This window comes from Corallococcus exiguus, from assembly GCF_009909105.1.
Taxonomy (GTDB): Bacteria; Myxococcota; Myxococcia; order Myxococcales; family Myxococcaceae; genus Corallococcus; species Corallococcus exiguus.
The window spans coordinates 224,244-242,105 of the sequence record NZ_JAAAPK010000003.1 but is presented as its reverse complement, the minus strand read 5'-3'; the positions used below and the strand labels follow the sequence as shown (position 1 = coordinate 242,105).

Below are 17,862 nucleotides of genomic sequence, written 5' to 3'. Positions count from 1 at the left end.
GATCAGGTCTCCTCCGAAACGCCGGTGGCCTGCGACTCGTGGCGCAGCCAGTACACCGCCAGGCCCACCTCGCCGATGATCACCAGGGGCAGGATGAAGAGGGTGAACTCGTCGGCGCGCGTCACCTCCAGGAGGAAGTAGCCCACTGCCGTCGTGACGAGCGTGATGAGGCTCAGCGCGCCCATGGTGAGCAGGAACAGCTCTCCGTGCAGGTGCCGGTGCAGGGCGTAGATGGCGACCAGCGCTCCCAGCACCAGCGGCAGGGACAAGCCGGCCTCGAGCGACCGGTCGTGCCTGCTCACGATGAACAGGATGCCCAGGGTCACCAGCGGCAGCAGCGTCATGAGGGACAACACGCGGGGCATCCACCGCCCCTGGAGCCAGGAGACCTTCTGGTTGGCGAAGTGCTCGTAGGTCGCCCAGGCGAACCCGTTGAGCAGCCCCAGCACCAGCGCGAGTCTTGCCTCGTAGGAGCCGAAGCGCGTCATGCGCTGGCCCCAGAAGAGGATGACGCCCGTGTTGACCAGCACGAGCTGGAGCATCCACAGCGGTGTGAAGCGCGCCAGCGCCACCCACGGCAGGATGAGCAGGCCCCAGCCGATGAACAGCTCATACGGATCCGCGCCCGTCTGGTACGTCTGCCCGTACACGGCGAGCAGCGGGCCCACCAGCACCGCGGCCGCGAGCAGAGCGAACTGGCCCGCAGGCCGGTCGCCCAGCCGCCAGGCGCCCACCGCTGCTCCGGCCATGCCCAGGCAGATGAGGCCCAGCTTCGAGAAGCGCCCCAGCTCCGCCCAGTTGAAGGCGAAGAAGTACACCACGCCCGCCAGCACGAGCAGCGAGCCCAGGGCCATCAACGTCGTGGACAGGAACGCACGCCACGCGGGCCGCGACGGCGAGGCGACCGCCAGGTGCAGCGCGCGCCCGTACGCGTCCGGTCTCAGGATTCCGGCGTCCGCCAGCGCGTGCAGCCGCTCCGGCGTCGCCTCAAGGTCGAGGAAGTCTTTCGGCACGGCCGGGGACTGTACTGCCTGACGTGAGGGCCGGGGAATGTCCCGGCCCTCCGCGCCCGGAAAGGCACCTACGGGGTGACGTCGGTGATCTTGTACGTGAAGGTTTTCGGGACCTCCCACTTCCAGATGCCGCCGTCCCAGGCTCTCTCGAGCGCGAGGAAGTACCGGCCAGTGGTGGGCGCGGTGAAGGTGGCGCCCTGGTCATTGCTGACCAGCTCCGGCCACCGCGTGGTGTCCTGCGCGTTGAGCACCGTGGTCCCGATATAGAAGGGGGGATTGCCCTGCGCGCTGACCGTCAGCAACTGGTAGGCATGGCCCTCCGCCAGGTCCACGGCCAGCACGTCCACGTCCGAGCTGTAGTTGAAATGGACGCTCAGCTGCGCGGGCACCGTCACGACGGTCGCCTCGGATGGGGTGTCCCCGAAGTCGTCCACGCCCACGTCCTGGACGGTGCACGTGTAGGGCACGGAGTTGGCTTCGTAGACCCCGCTCACTCGGACGCGCAGGTCGATGGCGTCACCTCCCGTGGTCTTCGCGGCCAGGAAGCGGATGCCCAGGCTCTGGAACCACGCCGCGCGGTCCGCGGTCAGGGACGTCCCCTCCGGGCGGATGAGCTCGAAGGCCGGCGCGACGCTGTCCGTTGGACCCGTGCAGCCGACCGCCAGGGTGTGGTTGGCGGGGACGTCGAACCGCCAGCGGTCCACGTCTTCCGCGTGCTCCAGGAACCCGTCGAAGGACGTCTGCTGGTCGGTGACAGGCTGGAGGACCGCCTGGTCCAGCGCGTCACCCGCGTCATCCTGGGTCTCCCGGAGCTCGTAGGTGAAGACGCCTCCGGGCTGCTGCTCCGAAGCGGACTCGATGTCCAGCACCACGTCCCCGGCGGTGGCCTGCTTCCAGAAGAAGGTGAGGTGCTGCACCTGCGTCCCGGAGGACCAGGGCGCCCCGATGGGCTCCAGCGTCACCCCGTCGCGCAACTGCGCCTTGCAGCCCAGCATCCCGACAGGCGTGCAGTCGAAGCGGTAGAGGCGGTCTGCCCGGAGGGTGAACCGCAGCGCGTTCGGCTCCGTCTTGCTGACGGTCCCTTCGCCCTGGAAGACCTGCGGTTCCTCCCTGGGCGTCCCATCTCCGTACTGCTTGATGGCGCACGCCCCCAGCAGGAACACCCCGCTCAGCAGCGCCATGCGCTTGAGAGACTTCCATTCACGATTCATGCGGCGTCCCCTCACTCCCCCAAAGCGCTCGCGCGGCCCGAGCGGCTGCCGCTCAGTATCGCACGCCTGTTTTCACCTGGAAGCCACGCTGGGAGGTGATTGTCATTCATTGCCGAGGAAGGCCTTCAGCTCGGGGAGCACGCGCTCGGGATGCTCCAGCTGCGGACTGTGTCCGCACTCCACGCGCACCACCCGGGCCTGGGGAAGGCGGCGCGCGGCCTCGTCCGCCAGTGAGACGGGCAGCGTCTCGTCGCGCTCACCCCAGATGAGCAGCACGGGGACCTTCACCTCGCCCAGCCGCTCGCGGCGGTGGAACAGCGGACCCGTCAGCGGCACCAGCGCGTTGAAGGCCTGCGCGGCTTCGGGCCTGCCGCCGGGCACGCTCAACAGCTCGTAGCCCAGCTGTCCCAGCTTCTCCCCCAGCGGCGTGGGCGGCGGCGGCAGCATCCGGGCCATCGCCCAGGGGCCCAGGTTGCGCGCCAGCCGCTCCGGTCCCGCGCGGAAGAAGAGGCGTGAGGCGCGCGGCATCTCCGGACCCAGCCCCATCGCGTCCACCAGCACCAGCCGCTCCACCGGCACCGTGCCGCGCAGCGTGAGCTCCAGCGCCACCAGTCCGCCCAGCGAGTGGCCGACCACCGACACCGGCCCCGGCGCCAACATCCCCAGCGCCTCCTCCACGGGCGCAGTGAAGAAGCGCACCGCGTCCTCCGCGGACTTCACGTGCACGTCCGCCGGGGTGGACTGACCGAAACCGGGCAGGTCCAGGGCCAGCACCCGGTGGTGTCGGGCCAGCACCGTCAGGTACGGGAACCAGTGGGTCGCCGAGTTCCCACGTCCGTGGAGGAAGACGACCGTGGAGCGGGCGCCCTCGGGAGGCCCTCCTTCGAGGATCCGCACCGCGCCACCCCCGGGTAGCCAGTGCACCTGGGGCACCACGGCCGGGGCCAATTGGGCCAGGAGCCCCGTCTCCACCGGGCCCACGGGGGGCGTGGCGCCCGGGGCTCCGGGGCGGCCGGCGGCGTCCCAGCGAGGGGGGAGGGGAGAGCGGCGGGGCGGGGACGGGCGGGACATGGGAGGATGACCCTTTACGGGACAGGGCGGCTTGACGGAATGTCTGGCCTACAGCGGTGTTGAGCCGGACGCCCGGGAACCCTAGGCTGCCCGCCGCCCAGGCCGACAGAGGGGACATGAACACCGACATTCGCGCGCTCACTGAACGCGTGCAGCAGGAAAGCAGCTTCGTCGAGGTCCTCAACCAGGAGACCGGCAAGGTCATCGTCGGGCAGCGGTACATGCTCGAACGCATCCTCATCGGCCTCTTGTGCAACGGCCACGTCCTCCTGGAGGGCGTGCCCGGACTCGCCAAGACGCTGACCGTGCGCACCGTGGCGGACTCGCTCAGCGCCACCTTCATGCGCGTGCAGTTCACGCCCGACCTGCTGCCGGCGGACCTCGTCGGCACGATGATCTACAACCAGCAGACGGCCGCGTTCACCGTCCGCAAGGGGCCCATCTTCGCGAACATCGTCCTCGCGGACGAAATCAACCGCGCCCCCGCCAAGGTCCAGTCCGCCCTCCTGGAGGCCATGGCCGAGCGCCAGGTCACCATCGGCGACCAGACCTTCGGCCTGCCCTCGCCCTTCCTGGTGCTGGCCACCATGAACCCCATCGAGCAGGAGGGCACGTACCCCCTCCCCGAAGCGCAGGTGGACCGCTTCATGCTCAAGGTGAAGGTGGGCTACCCGACCCGTGATGAAGAAAAGGTCATCATGGACCGGATGTCCGGCGGCTCGTCGCCCAAGGTCCAGCGGGTCATCGCGCTGGAGCACCTGGTGCGCGCGAGAGAACTCGTCCACGCCATCTACATGGACGAGAAGGTGAAGGAGTACATCCTCAACGTGGTGTTCGCCACGCGTGAGCCCGCGCGCTACGGCCTCAAGGACCTGGCGGACTACATCCAGTTCGGTGCCTCGCCTCGTGCCACCATCGCGCTCGCGCAGGCGGCCCGCGCGCACGCGTTCCTGCGCCACCGCGGCTTCGTCACCCCGGAGGACGTGAAGGCCATCGCCTTCGACGTGCTCCGCCACCGCATCGCGATGACCTACGAGGCGGAAGCCGAGGAACTCACCCAGGAGAAGATCATCCAGCGCGTCTTCGACCGCGTGGAAGTCCCCTGACAGGACCCCGGTAAGAGCGCGCCCGTGCTGCCCAAGGACCTCATCCGCCGCATCCGCAAGTTGGAGATCCGCACCCGCAAGGTGGTCTCCGACATGCTGGCCGGCCAGTACCACTCGGTGTTCAAGGGCCGCGGCATGGCCTTCTCCGAGGTGCGCCAGTACCAGCCCGGCGATGAGATCCGCTTCATCGACTGGAACGTCACCGCGCGCATGAACGAGGCCTACATCAAGGTCTTCACCGAGGAGCGCGAGCTCACGGTGATGCTTCTGGTGGACGTGTCCGCCTCCAACGAGTTCGGCTCCAAGGACCGCACCAAGGCGGAGGTCGCCGCGGAGGTGGCCGCGCAGATTGCCTTCAGCGCCATCGCGAACAACGACCGCGTGGGGCTCATCCTCTTCTCGGACCGGGTGGAGAAGGTGGTCCCGCCGCGCAAGGGCCGCACGCACGTGCTGCGGCTCGTGAGCGACATCCTCACCTTCAAGCCGAAGGGCCGCGGCACGGACCTGTCCGCGGGGCTCACGTACCTGACGCAGGTGTCCAAGCGGAAGGCCGTGACGTTCCTCGTGTCGGACTTCATGGCCACGGGCTACGAGAAGCCGCTGCGTTTGGTGGGCCGCCGCCACGACCTTGTGCCGGTGGTCATCGAGGATCCGCTGGAGCAGCGCTTCCCCGCCCACGGCCTGGTGGAGATGGAGGACCCGGAGACGGGCGAGCGCTTCGTGGTGGACACCAGCTCCACCGCCGTGCGCGGGAAGTTCATGCGCGCCATGCAGGCCCAGCGCGACGAGCGCCGCAAGCTGTTCAAGAAGCTGGAGCTGGACCACGTGGAGCTGCGCGCCGGGGATGATCACGGCAAGGCGCTGGCGAACTTCTTCCGCGCGCGGGCCCGGAGGATGGCGGCATGAGACACGCGCTCGTCCTCGCGGCCGTCCTCTTCATCAGCGCGCCAGCCGCATGGGCCCAGGCCCCCGCGCCCAAGGCCCCCGTCGCCCTGGAGACGGTGACGCCCACGGGCGCGTCCGGGCGGGTGGAGCCGGAAGCGGTCCACATCGGCGAGCCCTTCACCTACCAGGTGACGCTCACGCACCCGAAGGATCAGCGCTACGAGCTGGTGGCGCCTACGGGTGAGGGCGCGGTGGAGCTGCTCCAGCAGACGCGCCAGCGCCAGGACAACGCGAACGACGCGACCACGACGTTCGGCCTGCGCTTCTCCGCGTTCGAGCTGGGTGACGTGCAGCTGCCCGACCTCTCCTTCGACGTGGCGACGCCGGAGGGACCGCGCCGCTTCGTGCTCAAGGGCAAGACGGTGGAGGTGACCTCCACGCTGCCGCCGGACGCGCAGGGGCAGGGCGCGGAGCTGTTCGACTACCAGCCCCCGCAGGAAGTGCCCATCCGCTCCTGGACGCTGCTCTACGCGCTGGCGGTGGCGCTGGCGGTGGCCGTCGCGGCCTGGATGCTGGTGCGCTGGTGGCAGCGCCGGCCAAAGCGCGAGAAGGTGGTTCCGGTGTTGCCGCTGGACGTGCGCGTGCGCCAGTCCCTGGACGCGCTCAAGCGCGAGGACCTGCCCGGCCGCGGCCACGTGAAGGACTTCTACTTCCGCCTCTCCGAAATCGTTCGCGGCTACCTGGGCGAGCGCTACGGCTTCGAGGCCCTGGAGTGCACGTCGTCCGAATTGATGGCGTCCCTGCGCAAGCTGCCCACGCCGGGCCTGCCGGAGGACGCGCTGATGCGCTTCGTCTCCGAGTCGGACATGGTGAAGTACGCCCGCGCCGACGCGTCCCCCGAGTCCTGCAATCAGGCGCTGGCCTTCGGCTACGACCTGCTCTCGAAAACGTACGTTCCTCCCGCTCCCCCCAAGCCCGATGCTGCCCCCGGACCTCGCGTTCAATAACCCGGAGGCGCTCTGGGCCCTGCTGTTGGCGCCGCTGCTGCTGGCGCTCGCGTTCTGGGAACGCAAGCGTCGCGCCACGCTGCGCTTCTCCGCCGCGCACGTCTTCGCGAAGGGCGGCCGAGGCTTCCGCACGTATCTGCTGCCGCTCTTGCCCATCCTGCGCGTAGCGGCGCTGGTGGCGGCGGTGGTGGCCATCGCCCGGCCGCAGTCGCGCGACTCGCGCGTGCGCGACCTGTCGGTGGAGGGCATCGACATCGTGGTGGCGCTGGACCTGTCCACGTCCATGGAGGCCGGTGACTTCCGTCCGCAGAACCGCCTCAACGTGGCGAAGGAAGTGCTGACCGAGTTCATCTCCGGCCGCGTGAACGACCGCCTGGGCCTGGTGGTGTTCTCCGGCGCTGCGTACACGCAGTCCCCGCTGACGCTGGACTACGGCGTGCTGAAGGAAGTGCTCAAGCAGCTGCGCACCCGCGTGCTGGAGGATGGCACCGCCATTGGTGACGCCATCGCCACGTCGCTCAACCGCCTGCGCGACTCCGACGCGAAGAGCCGCGTGGTGGTGCTGATCACCGACGGCGACAACAACGCCGGGAAAATCTCCCCGCTGGACGCGGCGAACATGGCCGCGTCGCTCCACATCCCCATCTACACCATCCTCGTGGGCAAGGGCGGCAAGGTGCCCTTCCCGCAGGGCACGGACCTGTTCGGCAACACCGTGTGGCGCGAGACGGAGATCCCCATCAACCCGGAGCTGATGCAGGACATCGCGGACCGCACCGGCGGCGAGTACTACCGCGCCACCGACCCTGAAGGCCTCAAGCGGGGTCTGCAGAAGGTGCTGGACGCGCTGGAGCGCTCGAAGCTGATGGAGGGCGGCGCCAGCGCCACCTACAAGGAGAACTTCCACCCGTTCCTGCTGGTGGCCTTCGGGCTCGCCGCGCTGGAGTTGTTGCTGCGCGCCACCGTCCTGCGGGTGTTCCCATGATGCCCACGCTGGAGGCCTGGCGCTTCACGCTCCTGGGTTACCAGGTGGGCCTGGCGCAGCCGCTGTACCTGGGGCTGCTGCTAGTGGGTCTGCTGTTGGGGTTGCTCGCGCTGCTCAAGGCGTTGGGCCGCAGGACGCGGCTGTCGACGCTCATCGCGGAGCGCCACGTGACGGCGCTCGCGCCCGGCGTGTCCGTGTGGCGGCCGGCGGTGCAGGGCGGCCTGTACGGGCTGGGGCTGATGCTGTTCGGGCTCGCGCTCGCGCAGCCCCAGTGCGGCACGAAGAGCGAATTGACGAAGCGCCGGGGCATCGACGTGGTGGTGGCGTTGGATGCGTCCAAGTCCATGCTCGCGCGTGACGTGCAGCCCAGCCGGTTGGACCGCGCGCGGCTGGAGCTCAACACGCTGCTGGATGAACTGAAGGGCGACCGAGCGGGCCTGGTGGTGTTCGCGGGAGATGCGTTCGTGCAGTCGCCGCTCACGTCGGACTACTCGGCGGTGAAGCTGTTCCTGCGCGCGGTGGATCCGGACGCGATGCCCCAGGGCGGCACGAACGTGGGCGCGGCGCTGCGGCTGGCCAAGCAGGTGTTGGACAACGCGGACCGGGGCTCCAAGGAGCGCGTGGTGGTGCTGCTGTCGGACGGCGAGGACCTCACGGGCGACGTGCGCGAGGCCACGGAGGCGCTCAAGGACGCGCGCGTCCAGGTGCTCGCGGTGGGCGTGGGTTCGGACTCCGGTGAGCCCATCCCCGTCTACGACCGGCGCGGCGAGTTCGTGGACTACAAGAAGGACTCCAACGGCGACACGGTCATCACGCGCCTGGACCGCGCGGGCCTCACGGCCATCGCGGACGCCACGGGCGGCGCCTTCTTCTACCAGCCCAACGGCGTGGCCATGGGACAGGTGGTGGAGCGCATCGACCAGTTGCAGAAGAGCGAGCTGGAGAGCCGCGTGACGGTCCGCTACGACGAGCGCTTCCAGTGGTTCGCCGTCCCCGGCCTGGTGTTGCTGGTGCTGGGCATGGCGCTCATCCCTTCGCGCCGGAGGGCCGCATGAGCACGCAACCGATTCGGCGGCGCGCGGCGCGCGCGATGGCGGTGGGCCTGGCGGGACTGCTGGCGCTGCCGGCGCCCGCGTGGGCGGTGGGGCCGCTGGAGAAGGACCACCCGCTGGTGCAGCGCGGGCGCGATGCCTACGCGGCCGGACGCTACGAGGACGCGCTCCGGGACTTCGATGCCGCGAAGAAGGAGCGGCCCAATGATCCGACGGTGGAGTTCAACCGCGCGGACGCGCTGGCGAAGCTGGGGCGTTCAGCGGAAGCGCGCGAGGCCTTCAAGCAGGTGGCGGAGTCCTCGCGCCAGCCCGACCTGACGCAGAAGAGCTGGTACAACCTGGGCAACCTCGCGGCCACGGCGGGTGACCGCTCGGAGGCGCTCAAGTCCTACCGCAAGGCGCTCACGTTGGATCCCACGGATCCGCAGGCCCGGCACAACTACGAGGTGGTGCTGCGCGACCTGCCTCCGCCCCAGAACGGCCCGGATGGAGGCACCGACGGAGGCCAGGACGGCGGCAACGACGGTGGACGTCCGGACGCGGGCGAGGACGGCGGCCAGAAGGGTGACGGCGGCACGCCGCAGGACGGAGGCCAGGACGGCGGTTCGGATGGCGGCGCGGACGGCGGGGCCGACGGAGGCCAGGACGGCGGCGGGCAGGATGGTGGCCAGGACGGCGGCGCGGACGGAGGCGGCGGCGATGCCGGGCCTGGTGACGGTGGTTCGGATGGGGGGCAGGACGGCGGCGGCGATGGGGGGCCCACCGACGGTGGCGGGGACGGAGGTCAGGGCGACGGAGGCCAGGACGAGGGCGAAGGCGACTCTCGCGATGGCGGCGCGGACGGCGGCAGCGAGGGCGAGGAGGAGACGGAATCCAACCCGCGCGACGGTGGAAGTTCGCCGGGCGACGTCGACCGGCAGGAGGCCGAGCGCCTGCTGGATGCGATGAAGCAGAACGAGAAGAATCTCCAGCTCTGGCGTTTCCAGCAGAAGAAGAAGCAGAGGAAGCCCAATGAGAAGGACTGGTAGCGGACGCACGGCGCTGCTCGCCGTGCTCGCCCTCCTGGCCACGGCGCCGGCGTGGGCGGCGGACATCGAGTTCTACCAGACGGTGGACCGCACCGAGGTGGGCACCGACGACACCTTCAAGCTCACCGTGGTGATGGTGGACGCGCCGTCCAACGCCCAGGTGCGCCTGCCCGCGTCCAACGACTTCGAGGTGCTCTCCTCGTCGCGCGGCAGCCAGCGCTCCATCTCGTTGTCCGGAGGCGGCCCCGCCGTCATCCAGGACATCACCCGCCACGAGTTGCTGATGCGCCCGCTGCGCGCGGGCAAGCTCACCATTCCGCCCTCCACGCTCACCGCGGGAGGCCGCACGTACCGCACGGACGCCGTGCCGTTGACCGTGCGCGAAGGCCGCGTGGGCAACGCGCCCCAGGCGCAGCAGGGCGGCAGGCAGCAGCTACCGGATCCGTTCCGCAACTTCCGCAACATGCCGGACCCGTTCGGGGACGACGACTCGGACACTCGGGACGATGAACCGGTGATTCCGCGTGGGGACTCGGACCTGTTCCTGCGCGCGAGCCTGGACCGCGACGACCTCTACGTGGGCGAGCAGGCCACGCTGTCGCTCTACATCTACTCGCGCGTGGACCTGTCCAGCGTGGACGCGGTGACGATGCCCAAGCTGGAGGGCTTCTGGACCGAAGAGGTGGAGAGCCCCACGCAGCTCACGGGCGAGCAGAAGGTGGTGGACGGCATCCCGTACCGCGCCTACCTGCTGCGCCGCCGCGCGCTGTTCCCGGTGAAGTCCGGCACGCTGCTCATCACCCCGGCGGAGGCGGACATCACCACGGGCTTCCTCTTCGCGGGCCACCGCGTGCACCGCGTCTCCAACGGCCTGAAGGTGAAGGTGCGGCCCCTGCCGAACGGCGCGCCGCCGAACATGTCCAACGCGAACGTGGGCTCGTGGCGCATGTCGCTGGACGTGTCGCAGACGCGCGTGGAGCTGGGGCAGCCCATCACGGTGAAGGTCATCCTGGAGGGGCAGGGCAACGTGAAGAACGTCACCCCGCCGAAGCTCACCGGCCCGGCCTCGCTGAAAATCTATGAGCCCACGACGACGGACCGGCTCACGCCCAACCGCAACCGCATCCAGGGCCGCCGCGTGGTGGAGTACCTGGTGATGCCGCAGCGCACGGGCACCTTCACGCTGCCGGAGCTGCGCTTCCCGTACTTCGACCCGTCGCGGCGCCAGTACGAGACGGCGCGCACGGACCCCGTGACCATCACCGTGGAGGCGGGAGCGGGCGGGGTGTCCTCGCTGCCGTCGACGATGACGCCCTCGCAGGTGGCGGACGCGGCCAACGAGCAGAAGAACGTGCTCACCACCGGAGGCCTGCGTCCGGTGCGCGCTCGGGCCCACTTCGTGGAACCGTCGCAGCCCGTGTGGACGCGGCCCTTCTTCGTCGCGGGTGTGCTGGCTCCGTTGGGCCTGCTGGCGGGCGTGGCGTTCATGGGCGGCATGCGCGGCCGGCTGGCCACGCGTTCCGAGAGGGGCCGGGGCCGTCAGCAGGCGAAGGCCGCGCGCAAGAGGCTGGCGGAGGCGGAGAAGCTCAAGGCGGGCTCGGACTCGGGCGCGTTCTACGTGGAGGTGGAGCGGGCGATGGTGGGCTTCCTGGAGGCCCAGCTGGGCTTCCCCGTGGGCGGGCTGACGCGCGAGGCGCTTGGAGAGAAGCTGGCGGCGGCGGGCGTGGACGCGGAGCGGCGCGCGCGAGTGCACTTCGTGCTGGAGGCCTGCGACCTGGGACGCTACGGCGGCGGGGTGGACCCGGGTGAGCGGCGCAAGGTGCTGGCGACCGCGGCGGCGGTGATGGAAGGCTGGGCGTGATGAGCGACGCGGCGACGCAGGGCTACTACACCGCCGAGGAAGCGGAGGCCGTCTTCCAGCAGGCCAACGACGCGTATGGCCGCGAGGACTACGCCAACGCGCAGGCCCAGTACGAGAAGCTCATCGCCCACGGCTTCGGCGGACCGGACGTGCTCTACAACCTGGGCACCACGCACCTGGCCCGCGGCGACCTGGGCCGCGCGGTGCTGTCGCTGGAGCAGGCCCGGAAGCAGGGCGGACGCGCCGAGGACCTGGAGGCCAACCTGGCCCTGGCGAGGGCGCGGCAGGTGGACAAGGTCGTGGGCGCCTCCGCGGACGAGGCCTTCCTCCCCCGGCTGGTGGCGGCGACGGATGGCGCGGCCGTGGCATGGGTCTTCTTCGTCGCGTGGCTGGTGGGCTTCGCGCTGCTGCTCTTCCGGCGCGCCTTCCCCTCGATGCGGCGCACGGCGGTGGCGGTGGTGGCGGGGCTCTGCCTCACGGCGGCGGTGCCGGCGGCGCTGCTGTTGGGGGCACACATCTGGGTCCACCAGAACGTGCACGAGGCCGTGGTGCTGGCGCCCACGCTGGTGGCGCGGGAGCTGCCTCGCTCGGAAGGGCGCTCCCTCTTCGAGGTGCACGCCGGCCTGAAGGTGCAGCTCCTGGATGAGACGGGGAAGTACGTCCGCATCCGCCTGCCCAACGGCCTGGAGGGCTGGGCCGAGCGCGACGGCGTGGCCGAAATCTAGGCGGGGCCGGAGCGACCCCGCCCGCGTGGAAAACCGACGGGGGACCGCTTTCGTACAGAGGGGCTACCGGGAGGTGTCGCTTCGCTGGACGTCGCCAGGGCAATGGCCTACGAGGGGCCCCGAGGAAACATGGCTGGCAACGCGCAAGCGCCCTTCCACATCCTGCTCGTTGAGGACGAGCCCGTCATCCGCGAGCTGGTTCGCTCCATGTTGAGCGACGGCGCGGTGGACGTGGTTTGCGCGGCCAATGGCATCGAAGGCCTGAAGCTGGCCCGCGACCGCGACTTCCACCTCATCCTGATGGACGTGGTGCTGCCGCAGCTGGACGGCGTCTCCGTGTGCCGCATCCTGAAGAGCGACCCGGCCACGGCGAAGGTGCCGCTCTACATGCTCACCGCGAAGGCGAAGAAGGCGGACGTGGCGAGCGCGACGCAGGCGGGCGCGGACGGCTACATCCACAAGCCCTTCCGCGGCGCGGAGCTGATGGACCTGGTGGAGCGTCTGCGCACGGCCCGTTCGGCCGCGGACTGACGCTCCTCCGCAAGGCCCTTACGGCAGGTGAGGGTGGAGGAAGCGGGCCAGGGCGATGAGGTCGTCCCAGTCCAGCTCACCAAATTCCAGCGCGACGCCGTCCACTTCCCGGCGGCGGATGGTGCACATGGTGACGAGCTCCCGGTCGCCCGGCAGCGGCAGGGCGATGGTGAGCGCGCGCTGCGAGTCCGCCGGGTGGGCCTGGAGGAACAGGCCGTTCATGGAGATGTCGCGCGCCTGAGCCGTCACGGTGCGACCCGACAGGAGCACCTTCACCTGGAGCCGGGCTTCGACGCGCGGGTGGTAGCGCTCGCGCTCGTTCGGACGGGGACCGTTGGAGGGGTTCATCATCGGGTGCTCACCTTCGGGTGCGACAGGACGCGACAACTGTGATGCAGGTTGGCGCGGTGGCAAGTTTTCGGGTTTTCGCCCGCCGTCCCGCGCCGTGGACCTGCCGCCCTCGAACGGGAGACGCCTGACGCGGAGGTGACGGAGCGCGCCCCTGTCGTTTCAAGGGGTTGGCCCCTGGCACGGACGGTGGAAGGCAGCCCTGGCGAATCCCTGCCGGAGGCACCCCTTGGAAGACCGTCGCATCCCGTCGTTGAGCATCGCCCCATCCATCGCGCGCCAGACGCCGAAGACGGAGTTCGGCCCCTCGTTGGCGCGAGCGGCGCGCGAAGTGGTGCGCACGGGCGCGGGGCTCGTGGGCGGCATGTTGCCGTCAGGTCCCATCTCCAGCGCGGTGGTGGCCACGCTGGGCGGCACGGTGTCCGCGGCGGTGCCGGCTGAAGCGGTGTCGTCGGTGCCGGCGGCGGGCGGTGCCTCCGCGATGTCGGCGCGCGCGAGCACGGCGGGGACGACGGCTTCGACGGGGAGCGCGGCGACGGGGCAGGGGGACGCGTGGGACCTGCTGGAGGCGCAGAAGCTGATGGCCTCGGACGGCCAGAAGTTCAACATGGCCTATGTGGCTCTCCAGAACGAGATGCAGAAGGAGAGCCGCGAGCACAACGCCATCTCCAACATCATGAAGGTCCGCCACGACTCGGCGAAGGCCGCCATCAACAACATCCGCTGAGGCGCGTTCGCGATGGCCATCGACAAGTTGGGAGCCGTGGGCGGTGCGGGCCCTTCGCCCGCGGTGGAGTCCAGCAGGGAGACGTTCGGCAAGGTGCTGGAGGGCGCGCGTACGCCCCAGTCGCGCCCCGTGCCGGTGACGACGGAGGGGCCGCCGAAGCCGGTGCGCACACCCTCTGAGGCCACCGCCGGCGCGTCGCGTGCGGACGGCGTGGAGCGGGCGAAGGCAGGCTGCGCGGAGGTGAAGCCGGGGGCCCGAGTGGATTCGGCCCAGGCCGCGCGCAGTCAGCAGGCGGTGGAGGTGTTGGACCGCGTGGGGCAGGCGCAGCAGCGGCTGGACCACATCCTGAAGCTCGCCGAGTCCGGCCGCACGTTCAGTCCCTCGGAGTTGCTCGCGCTCCAGGCCCACGTCTACCGCGCCAGTCAGGAGCTCGATCTCGCCGGCAAGGTCGTCGAGAAGGCCACCGGCGGCGTCAAACAGGTCCTCCAGACCCAGGTTTGAGGAGTCCTTCCTTCCATGCGTTCCGCTCCCCTTCGTTGTCTCTGTTTCCTCCTGCTCCTGGGCGCCTCGGCGTGCCGGGAGCGCATCCAGCACGGCCTCGACGAGCGTCAGGCCAACGAACTGCAGACAGTGCTCGTCGAGCGGGGGCTCGACGCGCGCAAGGTGCCCGAGCCGGGCAAGAAACCCACCTGGGCCATCGAGGTGACGGACGCGCAGTCGTCGAATGCGGTGCGCATCCTGGCGGAGCTGGGGTTGCCCCGGCTCGCGGCAGAGACGGGCTGCGACGTTTTTGGCGGAAGCGGGCTCGTGCGCTCGCCGCTGGAGGAGCAGGTCTGCCGCGTCCGGGGAATGGAGCGGGAGTTGGAGAGGACGCTCCAGACGGTGGACGGAGTGCTGCTGGCGCGAGTGCACCTGGTGGTCCCGCCGCCGCCGAGGCCAGGACAGGCTCCCGCGCCCTCGAAGGCGTCGGCCATGCTGCGCACGGCGCCCGGTGGGGCGACGCGCGTGCGCAAGTCGGCGGACATGCTGCGTGAGCTCATCGCGGGAGGTGTGGAGGGGCTGTCACCGGAGGCGGTATCGCTGCTGGTGGACGAGGTGACGACGCACGTGGAGGCGCCGGCCCCGAAGGGAGGGCCTGTCCCGCTGCGGCTGCGCGTGGTGCTCGCCCTGCTGGGCGTGCTGGTGACGGGCCTGTCCGGAGCGCTCGTCTGGACGACGCTGCGCTGGAAGCACTACCGGGCCCTTGCGGAGCAGCCCCCCGCGGCGCCTCCTGTACCGCCCACGCCCGCGCGGCCGGTGGTGACCCCGGGCTCCACGCGCAAGCTGGCCTGAGCACGCCATGGACGTCACACGCGTGGGGCGGGTGCTACGAAAGGCCCGGAAGCTCCTGCCCGCGAGGAAGGAAGCACCGCGGGCCCCGGTGGCGGAGGTCACGCTGCCCGCGTTGTCCCTGCCCCTGGAACGCATCGCGCTGGTCGTCTGCGTCCTGGCGCGGGAGCGTGCCGCGGAGCTGCTGGGGGGACTGGTGGATGCCGAAGCGGGCAGGGCGCTGCGCCACCTGGAGCGCTTCGCCGCCATGCCTTCCGCCCAGCGGCAGGCGAAAGTGGCGGTGGAGTTCGGCGAGCGAGCAGACGGCGCGAACCGGTTGGCCCTCTTCCTGGAGACAGCTCCCGAAGCCCTGCGCCAGGAAGCCTTGCGCGGGCTTCCGCCGTACCACCGCAGCCGGTTTCCCCAGTGGGAGGGGACCGCACCGCGAGCGGATGCCGCTCCGGCCCTGACCACCCTGGCGGAGCGGCGCATCCGCGAAGCCCTGCGCTGAGCGTCCTCGGGCGCGGAGGGCCATCCCGAAGAAGGACCTCCACCCCTCTGCCAACACCCTGATTCCACGAGCCGGCCCCCTGGCCATGGCCGTGCACAGGGGACGTGTGTCCCATCGCCGTCCCGGAGTTCCGGATGCAAACGAATCCAGTCAGGTCCCCCAGCGCATCGAAGAAGCCCATGCGGCCGTTCCGCCCGGGGGCACGCCGGCTGACGCGCGCCCACCTGGTGCTGGGACAGCGGCCCCAGGTGGGACGGTGGGGCGCGGAGCTCCTGCGTGACGTGGGCCTGACGCTGTCGCGGGACCTGGGCGCGGCGGTCAATGTGGAGGGGCACCTGGTGCCGGCGGCGGTCCATCCGGAGCGCGAGCTGGCGATGGGAATGGTGTTCGCGCTGGTGGAGCTGTCCGCGGTGGGGGGCACCGCCATCGTGGAGCTGGAGGTGCCGCTGGTCTTCGCGGCGCTGGCGAGGCTGGCGGGGACGGGACCGCGGCCGGCTCCCGTGGCGGAGCTGACCCGGTTGGAAGAGTCCACGCTGGTGTATCTGCTGCTGTCCGCCCTGGCCGCGATGCGCGGGCAAGGCGAATGGGTGCGACGGCTGGGACCTCGTTTGTCCGCGGTGTCGATGCGGCGCGGTGACGTGCTGACGCGAATCGACCCGAGACAGCCCTACGTGGCGGTGTTGCTGACGGCGACAGTGGAGGGCGCGACGGTGGGAGGCCGGGTGCTCCTGCCCTCCCGAGCCGTGCAGACCGCGTTCCAGGAACTGCCTACGGAGTCAGGAGGCGCGGTGGCGCCCCAGGTGCTGGCGGCATCGGTCCCCGCGCGCTGCCTCATGGGGCGCAGTCCACTGCAGGCCTCGGCGGTGGATGCGCTGTCCGCGGGAGACGTCGTGCTCTTCGATGGCGTGCGTCTCCGGGACGGCCGGGTGGAGGGACAGGGACAGCTGATCACCCGGGGCTTCGCGCTCCGGGGCGAGTTTCTCGCGGAAGGTTTTTCGACAGGGAGCGTGCACTCGCGCGCGGCCCGACAGGAGTCGGACATGGTGGCGACGAACAAGCGGAGCGAGGCGATGCCGCCGCTCCCTGTGGATGTGGAGATCGAACTGACGCGGTTGATGTTGCCCCTGGCGGAGTTGGCCGCGCTGAAGCCGGGCACGTTGCTGCCCCTGCACGTGAACGCGAGCAGCCCCGTGCTGCTGCGCGTGGGTGACCGCGTGGTCGCGCGTGCGGAGTTGGTGGAGATCGAAGGCGAAGTGGGCGCCCGCATCCTGGCGTTGCTGCCGTGAGCGCACCCGTGAACACGCTGCTGTCCTCGTTCTCGCCACGCGGCAGGTTGCTGTTCGCGTCGGCTCTGCTCGTGGGGCTGGCGACGCTCGCGCCCCTGGGGGGCCTGTCGCTGGTGGGCACCTCGCGTCTGTTGATTGGCGCGATGGCGCTGGCCGGACTGGGCTGGGTGTTGCTCCGCAAGGGAGGCATGGCTGGGAGTGCCGATGCGGCCGCTCCGGAGCCCCTGCGCGTCGTCTCGCGGACGGGGCTTTCCCAGCGCTGTGGCCTCGCGCTCGTGGAGGCGGATGGACGGCGCTACCTCGTGGCCTACGGCGACACCTTCGCGGAGATCCATGAGACCCGGGCCATGGCGGTCATGCCCGGCGCTATGCCCAGGCCGACGGTGAAGCCCCGGTTCGACCTGGCGCCGACGGTGCTCTTTCCCCGCGCGCGGCAGGCCCAGACGGCGTGTGGCGCACTCCGGAAGCGAGGCGGGGGATGAAGGCGCTCGGATTGGGATGCGGTGTGTTCCTGCCCGCGAGTGCATTCGCCGCGGAGCAGTCCCTGTCGCAGGCCTCCTATGCCGGCAGTCCGCTGGCGATGATGGGGATGCTCGCGCTCTTGTCGCTGCTGCCGTTCGCGGTGCTGATGCTGACGAGCTTTTCGAAGATCGCCGTGGTGCTCTCCCTGGCCCGCTCGGCGATGGGCACGCAGCAGGCACCGCCGACCCTGGTGCTCACGGGGCTCGCGGTGGTGCTGACAGGGCACATCATGGCGCCGGTGATGGAGCGCATGTACGACGCGGGGCAGGCGGCGTACGACGAGGTGCATTCCGGAGCGCAGATCCTCACCGCCGCGAAGCAGGTGACGGAGCCCCTGCGAGCCTTCCTCATGAAGCATGGCGGTCCGGAAGAGCGGGCCCGCTTCGTGGACCTGGCTCGCGAGCTTCGTCCTCCAGAGGACTCCGAGCAGGTGCAGGAGACGGACCTCTTCGTCGTCATCCCGGCCTTCGTCATCACCGAGCTGAAGGAAGCCTTCCAGATTGGCTTCATCGTCTTCCTGCCCTTCCTGGTGCTCGACATGGTCATCGCCAACGTGTTGCTCGCGTTGGGCATGCAGACGTTGTCGCCGGGCCAGGTGAGCCTGCCCTTCAAGATCCTCCTCTTCGTCGCCGTGGATGGCTGGGCCCTGCTCGCGCGGGGCCTCATCCTCGGCTACCGGTGACAC

At 70.4% G+C, this 17,862-nt stretch carries 20 protein-coding genes; 16 read left to right on the top strand and 4 right to left on the bottom strand.

Annotation, left to right across the window (positions count from 1 at the left end):
• Nucleotides 1–2: 2 nt before the first annotated feature.
• The 3 genes from GTZ93_RS12510 to GTZ93_RS12500 form a co-directional block, all read right to left on the bottom strand.
• Nucleotides 3–1,013: a DUF2157 domain-containing protein gene (locus GTZ93_RS12510; RefSeq protein ID WP_139921744.1), complete on the bottom strand. Its 1,011-nt coding sequence runs from the start codon at nt 1,011–1,013 to the stop codon at nt 3–5.
• A gap of 68 nt (nt 1,014–1,081) precedes the next feature.
• Nucleotides 1,082–2,224, bottom strand: a complete 1,143-nt coding sequence (locus tag GTZ93_RS12505) for a hypothetical protein (RefSeq protein ID WP_139921742.1) — start codon at nt 2,222–2,224, stop codon at nt 1,082–1,084.
• A gap of 102 nt (nt 2,225–2,326) precedes the next feature.
• Nucleotides 2,327–3,295 carry an alpha/beta fold hydrolase gene (locus GTZ93_RS12500; protein WP_261778313.1) on the bottom strand — a complete coding sequence of 323 codons (969 nt, stop codon included), beginning with the start codon at nt 3,293–3,295 and terminating at the stop codon, nt 2,327–2,329.
• Between the two features lie 116 nt (nt 3,296–3,411).
• Here GTZ93_RS12500 and GTZ93_RS12495 point away from each other — a divergent pair, with 116 nt between their 5' ends.
• The 9 genes from GTZ93_RS12495 (at nt 3,412) to GTZ93_RS12455 (ending at nt 12,475) form a co-directional block, all read left to right on the top strand.
• Nucleotides 3,412–4,401 (top strand): AAA family ATPase, encoded by a 990-nt coding sequence (locus GTZ93_RS12495; RefSeq protein ID WP_120579511.1) that lies wholly within the window; start codon nt 3,412–3,414, stop codon nt 4,399–4,401.
• Between the two features lie 24 nt (nt 4,402–4,425).
• Nucleotides 4,426–5,307, top strand: a complete 882-nt coding sequence (locus GTZ93_RS12490; RefSeq protein WP_120579512.1) for a DUF58 domain-containing protein — start codon at nt 4,426–4,428, stop codon at nt 5,305–5,307.
• Nucleotides 5,304–6,293 (top strand): hypothetical protein, encoded by a 990-nt coding sequence (locus tag GTZ93_RS12485; protein WP_139919712.1) that lies wholly within the window; start codon nt 5,304–5,306, stop codon nt 6,291–6,293. Before GTZ93_RS12490 ends, GTZ93_RS12485 begins: the two co-directional genes overlap by 4 nt.
• Entirely contained in the window at nt 6,265–7,278 is a 1,014-nt protein-coding gene (locus tag GTZ93_RS12480; protein WP_233601542.1) for a vWA domain-containing protein, read from the top strand. Before GTZ93_RS12485 ends, GTZ93_RS12480 begins: the two co-directional genes overlap by 29 nt.
• Complete coding sequence (locus tag GTZ93_RS12475; RefSeq protein ID WP_139919714.1) at nt 7,278–8,333, top strand: VWA domain-containing protein; 1,056 nt, start codon at nt 7,278–7,280, stop codon at nt 8,331–8,333. Before GTZ93_RS12480 ends, GTZ93_RS12475 begins: the two co-directional genes overlap by 1 nt.
• A complete protein-coding gene (locus tag GTZ93_RS12470) occupies nt 8,330–9,358 on the top strand; it encodes a tetratricopeptide repeat protein (RefSeq protein ID WP_139919711.1) in 1,029 nt (342 codons plus the stop codon). The genes GTZ93_RS12475 and GTZ93_RS12470 overlap by 4 nt, the downstream gene beginning before the upstream one ends.
• Nucleotides 9,342–11,219: a BatD family protein gene (locus GTZ93_RS12465; RefSeq protein ID WP_139919710.1), complete on the top strand. Its 1,878-nt coding sequence runs from the start codon at nt 9,342–9,344 to the stop codon at nt 11,217–11,219. Before GTZ93_RS12470 ends, GTZ93_RS12465 begins: the two co-directional genes overlap by 17 nt.
• Complete coding sequence (locus tag GTZ93_RS12460) at nt 11,219–11,944, top strand: SH3 domain-containing protein (protein WP_139919709.1); 726 nt, start codon at nt 11,219–11,221, stop codon at nt 11,942–11,944. Before GTZ93_RS12465 ends, GTZ93_RS12460 begins: the two co-directional genes overlap by 1 nt.
• Before the next feature lie 129 nt (nt 11,945–12,073).
• Entirely contained in the window at nt 12,074–12,475 is a 402-nt protein-coding gene (locus GTZ93_RS12455) for a response regulator (RefSeq protein ID WP_120566860.1), read from the top strand.
• A gap of 18 nt (nt 12,476–12,493) precedes the next feature.
• On the opposite strand, the gene GTZ93_RS12450 is transcribed toward GTZ93_RS12455, so the two are convergent.
• Nucleotides 12,494–12,826, bottom strand: coding sequence for a PilZ domain-containing protein (locus GTZ93_RS12450; protein ID WP_014398934.1), 333 nt, complete (start codon nt 12,824–12,826; stop codon nt 12,494–12,496).
• Nucleotides 12,827–13,052: 226 nt separating this feature from the next.
• Here GTZ93_RS12450 and GTZ93_RS12445 point away from each other — a divergent pair, with 226 nt between their 5' ends.
• The 7 genes from GTZ93_RS12445 (at nt 13,053) to sctR (ending at nt 17,859) form a co-directional block, all read left to right on the top strand.
• A complete protein-coding gene (locus GTZ93_RS12445; RefSeq protein WP_139919708.1) occupies nt 13,053–13,550 on the top strand; it encodes a hypothetical protein in 498 nt (165 codons plus the stop codon).
• Nucleotides 13,551–13,562: 12 nt separating this feature from the next.
• Entirely contained in the window at nt 13,563–14,051 is a 489-nt protein-coding gene (locus GTZ93_RS12440; protein ID WP_120579519.1) for an ATP-dependent helicase HrpB, read from the top strand.
• Between the two features lie 15 nt (nt 14,052–14,066).
• Complete coding sequence (locus tag GTZ93_RS12435) at nt 14,067–14,882, top strand: flagellar M-ring protein FliF (RefSeq protein ID WP_139919707.1); 816 nt, start codon at nt 14,067–14,069, stop codon at nt 14,880–14,882.
• Between the two features lie 7 nt (nt 14,883–14,889).
• Nucleotides 14,890–15,369, top strand: coding sequence for a hypothetical protein (locus GTZ93_RS12430; RefSeq protein ID WP_139919706.1), 480 nt, complete (start codon nt 14,890–14,892; stop codon nt 15,367–15,369).
• A gap of 179 nt (nt 15,370–15,548) precedes the next feature.
• Nucleotides 15,549–16,655: a type III secretion system cytoplasmic ring protein SctQ gene (gene sctQ, locus GTZ93_RS12425; RefSeq protein ID WP_261778308.1), complete on the top strand. Its 1,107-nt coding sequence runs from the start codon at nt 15,549–15,551 to the stop codon at nt 16,653–16,655.
• On the top strand, nt 16,652–17,137 hold the full coding sequence (locus GTZ93_RS12420) for a flagellar biosynthetic protein FliO (RefSeq protein WP_257979293.1): 486 nt from the start codon (nt 16,652–16,654) through the stop codon (nt 17,135–17,137). The genes sctQ and GTZ93_RS12420 overlap by 4 nt, the downstream gene beginning before the upstream one ends.
• Nucleotides 17,134–17,859, top strand: a complete 726-nt coding sequence (gene sctR, locus GTZ93_RS12415; protein WP_139919704.1) for a type III secretion system export apparatus subunit SctR — start codon at nt 17,134–17,136, stop codon at nt 17,857–17,859. The genes GTZ93_RS12420 and sctR overlap by 4 nt, the downstream gene beginning before the upstream one ends.
• Nucleotides 17,860–17,862: the final 3 nt, after the last annotated feature.

Bases quoted from the DNA above. Each gene is read 5' to 3' on its own strand.
- GTZ93_RS12505 (WP_139921742.1), bottom strand. From the start codon at position 2,224: ATGAATCGTGAATGGAAGTCTCTCAAGCGCATGGCGCTGCTGAGCGGG.
- GTZ93_RS12500 (WP_261778313.1), bottom strand. From the start codon at position 3,295: ATGTCCCGCCCGTCCCCGCCCCGCCGCTCTCCCCTCCCCCCTCGCTGG.
- GTZ93_RS12495 (WP_120579511.1), top strand. From the start codon at position 3,412: ATGAACACCGACATTCGCGCGCTCACTGAACGCGTGCAGCAGGAAAGC.
- GTZ93_RS12485 (WP_139919712.1), top strand. From the start codon at position 5,304: ATGAGACACGCGCTCGTCCTCGCGGCCGTCCTCTTCATCAGCGCGCCA.
- GTZ93_RS12480 (WP_233601542.1), top strand. From the start codon at position 6,265: ATGCTGCCCCCGGACCTCGCGTTCAATAACCCGGAGGCGCTCTGGGCC.
- GTZ93_RS12475 (WP_139919714.1), top strand. From the start codon at position 7,278: ATGCCCACGCTGGAGGCCTGGCGCTTCACGCTCCTGGGTTACCAGGTG.
- GTZ93_RS12470 (WP_139919711.1), top strand. From the start codon at position 8,330: ATGAGCACGCAACCGATTCGGCGGCGCGCGGCGCGCGCGATGGCGGTG.
- GTZ93_RS12465 (WP_139919710.1), top strand. From the start codon at position 9,342: ATGAGAAGGACTGGTAGCGGACGCACGGCGCTGCTCGCCGTGCTCGCC.
- GTZ93_RS12460 (WP_139919709.1), top strand. From the start codon at position 11,219: ATGAGCGACGCGGCGACGCAGGGCTACTACACCGCCGAGGAAGCGGAG.
- GTZ93_RS12455 (WP_120566860.1), top strand. From the start codon at position 12,074: ATGGCTGGCAACGCGCAAGCGCCCTTCCACATCCTGCTCGTTGAGGAC.
- GTZ93_RS12450 (WP_014398934.1), bottom strand. From the start codon at position 12,826: ATGATGAACCCCTCCAACGGTCCCCGTCCGAACGAGCGCGAGCGCTAC.
- GTZ93_RS12440 (WP_120579519.1), top strand. From the start codon at position 13,563: ATGGCCATCGACAAGTTGGGAGCCGTGGGCGGTGCGGGCCCTTCGCCC.
- GTZ93_RS12435 (WP_139919707.1), top strand. From the start codon at position 14,067: ATGCGTTCCGCTCCCCTTCGTTGTCTCTGTTTCCTCCTGCTCCTGGGC.
- GTZ93_RS12430 (WP_139919706.1), top strand. From the start codon at position 14,890: ATGGACGTCACACGCGTGGGGCGGGTGCTACGAAAGGCCCGGAAGCTC.
- sctQ (WP_261778308.1), top strand. From the start codon at position 15,549: ATGCGGCCGTTCCGCCCGGGGGCACGCCGGCTGACGCGCGCCCACCTG.
- sctR (WP_139919704.1), top strand. From the start codon at position 17,134: ATGAAGGCGCTCGGATTGGGATGCGGTGTGTTCCTGCCCGCGAGTGCA.